Annotated in this window: 10 protein-coding genes; 1 reads left to right on the forward strand and 9 read right to left on the reverse strand. The window is 52.2% G+C overall.

Going from position 1 to position 12,896, the window contains the following annotated elements:
- Positions 1 to 10 precede the first annotated feature (10 nt).
- The 9 genes from nuoI to lrhA form a co-directional block, all read right to left on the reverse strand.
- On the reverse strand, positions 11 to 553 hold the full coding sequence (gene nuoI, locus D9734_RS10215) for an NADH-quinone oxidoreductase subunit NuoI (RefSeq protein WP_000172749.1): 543 nt from the start codon (positions 551 to 553) through the stop codon (positions 11 to 13).
- Between the two features lie 14 nt (positions 554 to 567).
- A complete protein-coding gene (gene nuoH / locus D9734_RS10220) occupies positions 568 to 1,545 on the reverse strand; it encodes an NADH-quinone oxidoreductase subunit NuoH (RefSeq protein WP_000118507.1) in 978 nt (325 codons plus the stop codon).
- On the reverse strand, positions 1,542 to 4,268 hold the full coding sequence (nuoG, locus tag D9734_RS10225; RefSeq protein WP_130207217.1) for an NADH-quinone oxidoreductase subunit NuoG: 2,727 nt from the start codon (positions 4,266 to 4,268) through the stop codon (positions 1,542 to 1,544). Before nuoG ends, nuoH begins: the two co-directional genes overlap by 4 nt.
- A gap of 52 nt (positions 4,269 to 4,320) precedes the next feature.
- Positions 4,321 to 5,658: an NADH-quinone oxidoreductase subunit NuoF gene (nuoF, locus tag D9734_RS10230; protein WP_000789507.1), complete on the reverse strand. Its 1,338-nt coding sequence runs from the start codon at positions 5,656 to 5,658 to the stop codon at positions 4,321 to 4,323.
- Positions 5,655 to 6,155, reverse strand: a complete 501-nt coding sequence (gene nuoE, locus D9734_RS10235) for an NADH-quinone oxidoreductase subunit NuoE (protein ID WP_000545042.1) — start codon at positions 6,153 to 6,155, stop codon at positions 5,655 to 5,657. Before nuoE ends, nuoF begins: the two co-directional genes overlap by 4 nt.
- Before the next feature lie 2 nt (positions 6,156 to 6,157).
- On the reverse strand, positions 6,158 to 7,960 hold the full coding sequence (nuoC, locus tag D9734_RS10240) for an NADH-quinone oxidoreductase subunit C/D (protein WP_000247878.1): 1,803 nt from the start codon (positions 7,958 to 7,960) through the stop codon (positions 6,158 to 6,160).
- A 93-nt stretch (positions 7,961 to 8,053) separates the two neighbouring features.
- Positions 8,054 to 8,716, reverse strand: coding sequence for an NADH-quinone oxidoreductase subunit NuoB (nuoB, locus tag D9734_RS10245; RefSeq protein ID WP_000386733.1), 663 nt, complete (start codon positions 8,714 to 8,716; stop codon positions 8,054 to 8,056).
- A gap of 15 nt (positions 8,717 to 8,731) precedes the next feature.
- On the reverse strand, positions 8,732 to 9,175 hold the full coding sequence (gene nuoA, locus D9734_RS10250) for an NADH-quinone oxidoreductase subunit NuoA (protein WP_000062997.1): 444 nt from the start codon (positions 9,173 to 9,175) through the stop codon (positions 8,732 to 8,734).
- 619 nt (positions 9,176 to 9,794) lie between these two features.
- Positions 9,795 to 10,733, reverse strand: a complete 939-nt coding sequence (gene lrhA, locus D9734_RS10255; protein ID WP_130207219.1) for a transcriptional regulator LrhA — start codon at positions 10,731 to 10,733, stop codon at positions 9,795 to 9,797.
- 924 nt (positions 10,734 to 11,657) lie between these two features.
- On the opposite strand from lrhA, the gene alaA reads away from it, so the two are divergent.
- Positions 11,658 to 12,875: an alanine transaminase AlaA gene (alaA, locus tag D9734_RS10260; protein WP_064526608.1), complete on the forward strand. Its 1,218-nt coding sequence runs from the start codon at positions 11,658 to 11,660 to the stop codon at positions 12,873 to 12,875.
- The last annotated feature ends 21 nt before the right edge of the window (positions 12,876 to 12,896 follow it).

Raw genomic sequence — 12,896 nt, forward strand, 5'->3', positions numbered from 1 at the left:
GCCCCTCTCCTTACGGTAACAGGCTCTTGACGTCGATAGGCTTGGCTTCGTTCTCTGCTTCGCCCTTATCTTTGCCGTCGATTGCCATACCTGCCATCCGGTAGAAGTTATATTCCGGGTATTTGCCCGGACCGGAGATCAGCAGATCCTCTTTCTCGTAAACCAGGTCCTGGCGCTTGTATTCCCCCATTTCGAAATCCGGGGTTAACTGAATCGCCGTGGTCGGACAGGCTTCTTCGCACAAACCACAGAAAATGCAGCGTGAGAAGTTGATGCGGAAAAATTCCGGATACCAGCGACCGTCTTTGGTTTCTGCTTTTTGCAGCGAGATACAGCCGACCGGGCAGGCTACCGCGCAGAGGTTACAAGCTACGCAACGCTCTTCGCCGTCCGGGTCGCGGGTCAGAACGATACGACCACGATAACGGGGCGGCAGATAGACCGGCTCTTCCGGGTACATTCGCGTTTCGCGTTTGGCGAACGCGTGCAGGCCGATCATCCAGATACTACGAACCTGGGTGCCGAAACCTACTAACAATTCTTTTAAGGTCATGGTCTTATTGCCCCTTATTGCGCCTGCCAGAGAATGACAGCCGCCGTTACCAGCAAGTTGATCAGCGTCAGCGGCAGGCAGATTTTCCAGCCGAAGGACATTACCTGGTCATAACGCGGACGCGGTAACGACGCACGAATCAAAATGAACATCATCATAAAGAACGCGGTTTTCAGCGCGAACCAGATGAATGGCGGTAACAACGGGCCTTGCCAGCCACCGAAGAACAGCGTCACCATCAGTGCAGAGATGGTCACAATCCCGATGTATTCACCCACGAAAAACAGACCGAACTTCATGCCGGAATATTCAATGTGGTAACCATCCGCCAGTTCCTGCTCGGCTTCCGGCTGGTCAAACGGGTGACGGTGACACACCGCCACGCCCGCGATGGCAAAGGTAATAAAACCAAAGAATTGCGGGATGACGTTCCACACATGCGCCTGGCTGTTGACGATGTCGGTCATGTTGAATGAACCGGCCTGCGCCACCACGCCCATCAGGGAAAGCCCGAGGAACACTTCGTAGCTCAGGGTCTGCGCAGAAGCACGCATCGCACCCAGCAGCGAGTATTTGTTGTTACTTGACCAGCCCGCAAACAGCACCGCGTAAACCGCCAGACCGGCCATCATCAGGAAGAACAAAATCCCGATGTTCAAGTCGGCAACCACCCAACCTGGGCTGACTGGCACAATCGCAAAGGCCAGCAGCAGCGAGGTAAAAGCAATCATCGGTGCCAGGGTAAAGATGACGCGATCCGAGAATTTCGGGATCCAGTCTTCTTTAAAGAACATTTTGATCATGTCCGCAACCAGCTGGAGCGAACCGCCCCAGCCAACACGGTTAGGTCCGTAACGGTTCTGGAACAGACCCAGCAGGCGACGTTCGCCAAAGCTCATGAATGCCCCACAGGTGACAACCACCAGCAGGATCACCACCGCTTTGAGGATGGTCAGCAGGATCTCAATCAGTTCCGGTGATATCCAACTCATTGTTGTGCCTCCTTGAGATCCTCAAGATGCGCGCCGGCCAGCACCGGAGCAATGCCGGACATACCCATCGGCAAGCCCACCTGCCCTGCCGTCAGCCCTTCGGCGATTTCAACCGGTAGCGTGACCGTGTTGCCATCGTAGCTAAAGGAGACGCGTGTCCCCGCATTCACGCCCAACTTCGCGGCATCCGCTGGGTTGAGTTTGATGTACGGCTGCGGCATACGGCTCTGGAAGACCGGAGCACGCTGTGACAATTCATCGCTGCCAAACAGGTGGTAGTACGGCGCGATACGCCATTTCCCGTCCTGCGGCTGGAAGCGTGCCGGTACGCTGGTGAAGTAATCCAGACCGTTTTCGCTGGTTTCAAACAGACGCACGCCCGGATCGCCAAAGCGCAGTTTGCCGCCCACTTCGTCCTGGAATTTGTTCCACGCCTGCGGGGAGTTCCAGCCTGGCGCCCAGGCAAACGGCACTTGCGAACGGTGCGCGGTCGGCTGGTTGTTACCTTCCATCGAGAAGGTGAACATGGTGTCAATGTCCTGCGGCTGACGCGGCTCATGAACGCTGATGTTGGCGCGCATGGCAGTACGACCGCTGTAACGGTGCGGCTCACGGGCCAGTTTCTGCCCACGAATGCGGAATGTCGCATCCGGTGCGGCATCTTTGATACCCGCCAGTTCCGGGATTTTCGCCACAACGGCGTCAATCACGTGGTCGAGCTGCGTCCAGTCCACTTCTCGGCTCAGCAGGGTGCTGTGCAACGAGTGCAGCCAGCGCCAGCTTTCCAGCATGACAGTTTTGCTGTCGTAATAGGACGGGTCGTAAACCTGGAAGAAACGTTGGGCGCGGCCTTCATTATTAATTACCGTACCGTCACTTTCAGCAAAGCTGGCGGCGGAAAGCACCAGATGGGCGTTTTCCATGATCGCTGTGCGTTGATGGTCAACCACCATCACCAGCGGCGCTTTAGCCAGCGCAGCATTCACGCGGGTAGCGGAAGCGTGACGATGCAGATCGTTTTCCAGCACCACCACCGCGTCGGCGCGTCCGGTTTCCAGTTCGGTTAACGCTTCTTCCAGCGAACCACCACCCATAATGCCCAGCCCCATGCTGTTTACAGAACGGGCAATCATGGTGATACCGACGTCAGCGCCGCGACCTTTCAGGGCTTTCGCCACGTTAGCCGCAGCCTGAATCACTTCAGCGCTACCGGCGTTCGTCCCGGAGATAATCAACGGTTTCTTCGCACCAGCCAGTGCCTGCACGATGACGTCGATTTTGCTTTGCAGCTCAGGTTCGATACCGTCAACCGCTGGCGCGGAGTTGTCCAGCGCATGGGCGATGGCAAAACCTAAACGCGCCTGATCTTCAACCGGTGCGCGGTAAGTCCACGCCGCAATATCATCCAGACGGGTGTCATCAACGTTGGTAACAAACAGCGGATGCTTCGCACGCTGACCGATGTTGAGGATTGCCGCAATCTGCCAGTCAGCCACTTTCTGTGCTGCCGCCATTTCGCGCGCTTTACCTTTCACCGCCTGACGCACTGCCAGTGCGACGCGCGCGCCGGTCTGGGTAACGTCTTCCCCCAGCACCAGTACCGCATCGTAAGATTCGATTTCGCGCAGTGCCGGAGTATAAATGCCGCCTTCACGCAGCACTTTTAGTGCCAGTTGCAGACGTTCCTGCTCACCGTGAGCGATACCGGTATAGAAGTTTTCTTCGCCCACCAGCTCACGCAGCGCAAAGTTGCTTTCCACGCTGGCGCGCGGAGAACCAATACCGATCACTTTCTTCGACTGACGCAGAATATCTGCCGCGCCCTGCATTGCCTGTTCGGCGTTGAGGGTAATGAAATCATCGCCACGACGCTGTACTGGCTGACGCGGACGATCTTTCAGGTTGACGTAGCCGTAACCGAAACGACCACGGTCGCAGAGGAAGTAGTGGTTTACCGTACCGTTGTAACGGTTTTCGATACGACGCAGTTCGCCGTAACGTTCACCGGGGCTGATGTTACAGCCGATGGAACATTGCTGGCAGATGCTCGGCGCAAACTGCATATCCCATTTACGGTTGTAACGCTCGGAGTGCGTTTTGTCGGTAAATACGCCGGTTGGGCAAATTTCGACCAGGTTACCGGAAAATTCGCTTTCCAGCGTGCCGTCTTCCGGGCGACCGAAGTAGACGTTGTCGTGTGCGCCATAAACGCCCAGATCTGTACCGTCAGCGTAATCTTTGTAGTAACGCACGCAGCGGTAGCAGGCGATGCAGCGGTTCATTTCGTGAGAGATGAATGGCCCCAAATCCTGATTACGGTGGGTACGTTTGGTGAAACGGTAGCGACGGAAGGTATGCCCGGTCATCACGGTCATATCCTGAAGATGGCAGTTACCGCCCTCTTCACATACCGGACAGTCGTGCGGGTGGTTGGTCATTAACCACTCGACCACACTTTCACGGAACTGTTTCGCTTCTTCGTCGTCAATGGAAATAAAGGTGCCATCGGAAGCCGGTGTCATACAGGACATCACCAGGCGACCACGCGTGTCTTCCGCGTTTTGGTATTGCTTCACCGCACACTGGCGGCAAGCACCGACGCTTCCCAGCGCCGGATGCCAGCAAAAGTAAGGAATATCAAGGCCCAGAGACAGACAAGCTTCCAGCAAGTTGTCCGCTCCGTTGACCTCGTATTCTTTGCCGTCTACATGAATTGTAGCCATTAGCATGCTTCCAGTTTTCTCGGTCAGGGACCGAGCGTTAATCGAAATTCGGTTACCAGCGCTCTTTCAGCAGGTTCGGCTGAATCCCATTAATCAAATGGGTATTGCTGAACGGCTGTTTGATTCCCGCCTCAAATTCTTCGCGGAAATATTTGATGGCGCTCTGTAACGGCTCCACTGCACCAGGTGCGTGGGCACAGAAAGTTTTACCCGGGCCTAAGAATCGACACAGTTGCTCAAGTGTTTCGATATCACCCGGCTGGCCTTCGCCACGCTCCAGCGCACGCAGAATTTTCACGCTCCACGGCAGACCGTCGCGGCACGGCGTACACCAGCCGCAGGACTCACGGGCGAAAAACTCTTCCAGGTTACGCACCAGCGACACCATGTTGATCTCATGGTCAACCGCCATCGCCAGCGCCGTACCCAGACGGCTTCCCGCTTTACCGATACTTTCGAATTCCATCGGCAGGTCAAGGTGCGCTTCGGTCAGGAAGTCAGTCCCAGCGCCGCCTGGCTGCCAGGCTTTGAACTTCAGGCCATCGCGCATACCACCGGCGTAATCTTCGAGGATCTCGCGCGCGGTGGTGCCGAACGGCAGTTCCCACAGGCCCGGATTTTTCACCCGACCGGAGAAGCCCATCAGCTTGGTGCCAGCATCTTTACTTTTCGAGATGTTCTGATACCACTCCACGCCGTTAGCGAGGATCGCCGGAACGTTACACAGGGTTTCGACGTTGTTAACGCAGGTTGGTTTACCCCATGCGCCGGAGGTTGCCGGGAATGGCGGTTTTGAGCGAGGGTTAGCGCGACGCCCTTCCAGGGAGTTGATTAACGCCGTTTCTTCACCGCAGATATAGCGCCCTGCCCCGGTATGGACGAACAGTTCAAAATCAAAACCTGTTCCCATAATATTTTTACCGAGCAGACCCGCTTCGGTCGCTTCGGCAATGGCACGGCGCAGATTCACGGCTGCTTCAATATATTCGCCACGCAGGAAGATGTAGCCACGGTAGGCTTTTAGCGCAAACGCGGAAATAAGCATGCCTTCCACCAGCAGGTGCGGCAGTTGCTCCATCAGCAGACGGTCTTTATAAGTGCCAGGCTCCATTTCATCGGCGTTACATAGCAGGTAACGGATGTTCATGGATTCGTCTTTCGGCATCAGGCTCCACTTCAGGCCAGTTGAAAAGCCTGCACCGCCGCGCCCTTTCAGACCAGAGTCTTTAACCTGATTAACGATCTCGTCCGGAGACAGCCCGGTCAGCGCCTTACGCGCGCCTTCGTAACCGTTTTTGCTGCGGTATTCGTCCAGCCATACTGGCTGTTTGTCATCACGCAGACGCCAGGTTAGCGGATGCGTTTCGGGAGTACGGATAATGTTTTTCATTTATACCGCTCCAGCAGTTCAGGGATCGCTTCCGGGGTCAGATGCGCGTGAGTGTCCTCATCGATCATCATGTTTGGCCCTTTATCACAGTTCCCCAGGCAGCAGGTGGGCAGCAGCGTAAAGCGACCGTCAAATGTCGTTTGCCCTGGTTTGATGTTCAGCTTTTTCTCCAGCGCCGCCTGAATGCCTTGGTAACCGTTGATGTGACAAACCACGCTGTCGCAATAACGGATCACATGGCGGCCTACCGGCTGACGGAAGATCTGGCTGTAGAACGTTGCCACACCTTCGACATCGCTCGCCGGAATACCCAGCACATCGGCGATCGCGTGGATCGCGCCATCCGGCACCCAGCCACGCTGCTTCTGAACGATTTTCAGCGCTTCAATGGACGCCGCACGCGGGTCTTCGTAGTGGTGCATCTCGTGCTCAATCGCTTCACGCTCTGCCGCACTCAGCTCAAAAGCCTCGGTTTGTGGTTGTTGATTCTCGTGCATAATTAGCGGTCCACATCTGACATAACAAAATCGATACTGCCCAGATAAACAATCAGGTCAGACACCAGGCTGCCGCGGATCGCCGCCGGAATTTGCTGCAAATGCGCATAACTCGGCGTACGGATACGGGTGCGATAACTCATGGTGCTGCCGTCGCTGGTCAGGTAGTAACTGTTGATCCCTTTGGTCGCCTCAATCATCTGGAAAGATTCATTGGCAGGCATCACCGGACCCCACGACACTTGCAGGAAGTGGGTGATCAGGGTTTCGATATGTTGCAGCGTGCGCTCTTTCGGCGGCGGCGTGGTCAGCGGGTGATCCGCTTTGAACGGGCCTTCCGGCATGTTGTTGAGGCACTGCTCAAGAATGCGCAGACTCTGGCGCAGCTCTTCCACTTTAAGCATTACGCGGGTGTAGCAGTCAGAAACACCACCACCCACCGGGATTTCAAAGTCGAAGTTTTCATAGCCAGAATAAGGACGCGCCTTACGCACGTCGAAGTCGATCCCGGTGGCACGCAGGCCAGCACCGGTGGTGCCCCACTCCAGCGCCTCTTTCGCGCCATAGGCGGCAACGCCCTGGGAACGACCTTTCAGAATGGTGTTTTGCAGCGCCGCTTTCTCGTAAGACGCCAGACGTTTCGGCATCCAGTCGAGGAACTCACGCAGCAGACGATCCCAGCCACGCGGCAGGTCGTGCGCTACGCCGCCAATACGGAACCACGCCGGGTGCATACGGAAACCAGTGATTGCTTCCACCAGATCGTAAATTTTCTGCCGATCGGTAAAGGCAAAGAACACTGGCGTCATTGCGCCGACGTCCTGAATAAAGGTGGAGATATAGAGCAGGTGACTGTTGATGCGGAACAGTTCGGAGAGCATTACGCGAATGACGTTAACGCGATCCGGCACGGTGATCCCGGCCAGTTTCTCTACCGCCAGCACGTAAGGCATTTCGTTAACGCAGCCGCCGAGATATTCGATACGGTCGGTATACGGAATGTAGCTGTGCCAGGACTGGCGTTCGCCCATTTTCTCAGCGCCACGGTGGTGGTAGCCGATGTCGGGTACGCAGTCGACAATCTCTTCGCCATCGAGTTGCAAAACGATACGGAAAGCCCCGTGCGCCGACGGGTGGTTCGGACCGAGGTTGAGGAACATGAAGTCCTCGTTTTCGGTGCCGCGCTTCATCCCCCACTCTTCCGGTTTGAAGGTCAGGGCTTCCATCTCCAGATCCTGTTTGGCTTTGGTCAGCTCAAACGGCGAGAATTCGGTAGCGCGCGCCGGGTAATCTTTACGCAGCGGGTGACCTTTCCAGGTTTGCGGCATCATGATGCGGCGCAGGTTCGGGTGACCGTCGAAAGTAATGCCAAACAGATCCCAGGTTTCACGCTCATACCAGTTAGCGTTCGGGAACAGTTTGGTAAAGGTCGGTACGTGCAGGTCGTTTTCTGCCAGCGCCACCTTCAGCATGATGTCGCGGTTACGATCGATAGAAATCAGATGGTAGAAAACGGAAAAATCCGCGGCAGGTAACCCTTCGCGGTGTGTGCGCAGACGTTCGTCCATGCCGTGTAAGTCAAACAGCATGACGTAAGGTTTCGGCAGTTTCTTTAAGAAATCGCCAACTTCCAGTAATTGTTCACGCTTGATCCACACAACGGGAACCCCGGTGCGAGTCGCCTGAACAGTAAAGGCATCCGGCCCAAAACGGTTGCGCAGTTCGCCAATCACCGGATCATCAAGATGATCGCGGGTCTGCCAGGCGGGTTCTTGCGCGGTTAAGTCGGTCATATTGTTCACCATTGCAAATGGTCCGTGGTGACTGTCGGCGCAGTAAGCTTCGCGAAATAGATTTAGGAATAAGCGAAGAAAAATCCCTTTGCCGACAGGCGCAAATTAAATCTCGTCAGGTGTACGCAGGTTGGTTACGGCAATGCGTTCACCGCGCTTGCGTTCGCGCTCTGATTGCATATTGGCGCGATAAACGCCTTGATCGCCAACCACCCAGGAGAGCGGACGACGTTCTTTACCGATAGATTCCTGCAACAGCATCAGTGCCTGCATGTACGCTTCAGGACGCGGCGGGCAGCCCGGGATATACACATCAACCGGGATGAATTTATCGACGCCCTGCACAACGGAATAAATATCGTACATACCGCCGGAGTTGGCACAGGCACCCATTGAGATAACCCATTTTGGTTCCAGCATCTGGTCATAAAGACGCTGAATAACCGGTGCCATTTTTGTAAAGCAGGTTCCTGCCACCACCATCAGGTCAGCCTGACGCGGCGAAGCACGCAATACTTCTGCGCCAAAACGCGCCACGTCATGCACCGCGGTAAACGAAGTCACCATCTCAACGTAACAGCAGGAAAGACCGAAGTTATACGGCCAAATTGAGTTTTTACGACCCCAGTTAACCATGTCATTGAGCTTGCCCATAAACACGTTTTTGTTAACTTCTTGCTCCAGAGGGTCGGTTACGATCTCCTGCTTTTGCAGGGGGTAACGGTCGTTCTCACCGTTGGGATCTATGCGGGTGAGCGTATAATCCATCTTAATGCCTCGCGGTTAGCGTTGACGATTAGCGATACTGTTCGTTTCCGGGTTCATACGCTCGCGGCGTGAACGCGCGGGCGTCCAGTCCAGCGCGCCAATACGCACCAGATAAACCAGACCTGCCAGTAACACAAAAATAAAAATTGCAGCTTCCACAAAGCCTACCCAGCCGCTTTCGCGGATAGAGGTTGACCATGCGAACAGATACAGCGCTTCAACGTCGAAGATAACGAAGAACATGGCCACCAGATAAAACTTGGCGGACAGGCGTAAGCGGGCGGAGCCGACCGAGTCGATACCGGATTCAAACGGCACGTTTTTCGACCTCGCGCGTGCGCGACCGCCTAAAAACCAACCGCCTACCAGCATCAGGCAACACAGGCCAATGGCAACGATAAGAAAGATAGCGAATGCCCAGTGATGAGCGATGACTTCAGTGGATGTTGACATACTCATTGCTTACTCATCAAAAGTAGCGCCAGATTCACTGCTCTTCACGGCAGATGGACGCCACATCGATTCATGGGGAGGAATAAAAAAAACCTTACAACTACTGTAATAACAATTTTATACAGTGAATTGATGTGGTCTTTTACCCCTTTCTATAACCTTTTGTCAACTTTAACAAAAGTTTCTTCACATTAATTTACATAATACCAACAACCCTTGCATTTAATGCTCTTCATCCCAGATCATTGACGACTCCAGGAAAATTAGATGTTGTTGAATCGTGTCCGTTGTGAAGCAATGGAAAAAATACGGGCCTATTTTGACAGGAATTTGTGTCGATTCCTCCCCCTAAAAGAGAGTATTTTCTTGATCTGTGACACGCTTTTGTTAATCCATAACAAAAACACAGCAACAAGTTCACGTATTTTTTAACATTATTGTAGCAGGAGATTTTTATTAGGCGATTTTTGTTCGCGCGTATAGAGAATGGAGGTCGATTGAAAAATGAACACATTTGTTCAAAATCAGGAAAAGTCGTCATCATTTATTGTAAAAAAAAGCCACTGACGTTCAAAAAAACATCAGTGGCTTGTTTTTACAAATGTGGTTACCTGGTACCAGGCAATTATTCGTAATCGCCTTCAATTAACAGAGAATCATCCCCTTCATGGGCTCCTGTCGCGCTGAACTGCCATGGATTCTGATAACTCTCCATAGCCTGATATATCACCTGGGCCAGTTCATTACCGCTGGACGGATCATAGCAGAGCAAATATTCGGTATCTGGCAGTGGTGGTAAACCGTCCACAGCACTCAAGACGCGCAGGTCCGGACTCATCATTTCAACCGGCCTGGCCGTTACACCCAATCCCGCTTTCACGGCAGCACGGACCGCCGGCAACGTGGAGGCGACATAAGCCAGACGCCATGGAATATCTGCTTTATTGAGTGTTGCCAGAACCATATCGCGGAACGGACTAGGATCATCCAGCAACACCAGAGGGATCGGCTCGCCTTTTTGCAATACGTATTCCGCAGCGCAATACCAGTGCGTTGGAGAAGTTCTCAGATTCAACGCCTTAAAGGTATCAGGACGATTTGTGGTAACCATTAAATCCACTTCCTGGGACTTCAGCATATCTGCCATATAAGCATTACGCTTAACGCGGACATCCAGCGCAAGTTTCGGATAAACCGAACTCACGCGATTAAGCAGGAAAGGTAAGATCGTATCAGCAGATTCATCTGAAGCGCCGATTGTTAACACGCCCTGAAGATTACTGAACATCAATGATGAGCAAGCTTCATCATTAAAACGCAGGATCTTCCTGGCATAGCCAAGAAGCTGAATGCCATGTTCAGTTAACAGTTTGTTACGACCATGCCGAGCGAACAGTTCTTTCCCAACGAGTTGTTCAAGACGTTGCATTTGCTGACTAACAGCGGACTGAGTACGACACACGGCGGCAGCTGCGGCAGCAAAAGTGTTCAGATCGGCAACAGCAACAAATGTTCTCAGCAGATCGAGGTCGAGGTTAATTATCGGACGATTTGCACTTATCATATATTATCACTTACTGGCGGCTCATACTGAGCTGGTTAATGCTGTGCACACACAAACAAGCAATTCCATTTGTAATGTGCCTCCCTGGCAGTTTCATCCGGAAGTCTGGATGAAAGTTAAAATGCATATGAGTTGCACTAATAAGAACGACTCACATTGTTCCGTTATAATGCCTGAAGTAGTTCACAGAATATATCTTCAGGAATCGCATATCTATTAAGTTACTCACTCTTTTCTATTTATGACATGCGAGTGTTTGTGTAAATGTAAATGTTGATCCTTGTTCCACTACTAGCAAAGCGGCGCCACCCCAGCGTGAACACGCATAAGCGGCGATGATTTGTCTGCATCAAAAGTGGGGGTTCCGTCATTTAAGCGAGCATTTTACCCTAAAACCCATTTATTTATAAGGGCCATTGCGAATTATCTGATGCAAAGTTATGTTATGTTAGGCAAAGTAATCTTCTATTATTAATAAGCACAACAAAACCTTTTTGAATATTAAATAATAATTAATTAGCACACCCTGCATTCATTAATTACGCTTAACAATAGTTTCGCACGTCATCACCTATACGACACTTCGGCAATCACTACTCTGTTAATGTTTCACTTATAATGAAAATATCATGAATATGTTATGTTCGTGATTTCTTAAATCAAAGGAAATTCGCACATTTATCTACCAGACAAAAAACTATGCATTAGATTAATACTTAGAATAAATCACTACAAAACACAAATCACTAAGCATATGCATCTCAATATTTAACGATTATTAAGTTATTAACAGCACATTCCCTTCTTTTACTCTCGCAAAATCTTGTTCTGCAGAACTTCAAAACACCGCCTCGGGGGAGTACATTGTTCTAAGCTGACTTCCACGGCAGGGAGTGGCGATAACAGCAAAAAAGGTCAAGATTCATGTCACCCATTGAAAAATCCAGCAAGTTAGAGAATGTCTGTTATGACATCCGTGGTCCGGTGCTGAAAGAAGCAAAACGCCTGGAAGAAGAAGGTAACAAGGTATTGAAACTGAACATCGGCAACCCAGCCCCGTTCGGTTTTGACGCTCCTGATGAGATCCTGGTTGACGTGATACGCAACCTCCCGACCGCTCAGGGCTATTGTGATTCAAAAGGCCTCTACTCTGCGCGTAAAGCCATCATGCAGCACTATCAGGCGCGAGGCATGCGTGATGTTACCGTGGAAGATATTTACATCGGCAATGGTGTATCGGAGCTTATCGTTCAGGCAATGCAGGCCTTGCTGAACAGCGGGGATGAAATGTTGGTTCCTGCACCTGATTACCCACTATGGACCGCGGCGGTTTCGCTCTCCAGCGGTAAAGCGGTGCACTACCTTTGTGACGAGTCCTCTGACTGGTTTCCGGACCTCGATGATATTCGCGCTAAAATTACGCCTCGTACGCGCGGTATCGTTATTATCAACCCGAACAACCCTACCGGCGCGGTTTATTCCAAAGAGCTTTTAATGGAAATTGTGGAGATTGCGCGTCAGCATAATCTCATTATCTTCGCCGATGAAATTTACGACAAAATTCTCTACGACGACGCCGAGCATCACTCGATCGCGGCGATGGCGCCTGACCTGCTGACCATTACCTTTAACGGTCTGTCGAAAACGTATCGCGTGGCAGGCTTCCGTCAGGGCTGGATGGTGCTGAACGGGCCGAAAAAACACGCCAAAGGCTACATCGAAGGTCTGGAGATGCTGGCCTCAATGCGACTTTGCGCCAACGTTCCCGCACAACACGCGATTCAGACTGCATTGGGTGGCTATCAGAGTATCAGTGAATTTATCTTACCAGGCGGGCGTCTTTACGAGCAGCGTAATCGCGCATGGGAATTGATTAACGACATTCCAGGCGTTTCCTGCGTGAAGCCACGCGGCGCGCTGTACATGTTCCCAAAAATCGACGCCAAACGTTTTAATATTCACGACGACCAGAAGATGGTGCTGGACTTCCTGTTACAGGAAAAAGTTCTGCTGGTTCAGGGAACGGCTTTTAACTGGCCGTGGCCGGATCACTTCCGCATAGTTACGCTGCCGCGCGTTGATGATATCGAACTGTCATTAAGTAAATTCGCTCGTTTCCTTTCTGGCTATCATCAGCTGTAATCTTAAATTCACTGCCGGAGA

Source organism: Escherichia sp. E14S1 (assembly GCF_004211995.1).
Classification (GTDB): domain Bacteria; phylum Pseudomonadota; class Gammaproteobacteria; order Enterobacterales; family Enterobacteriaceae; genus Escherichia.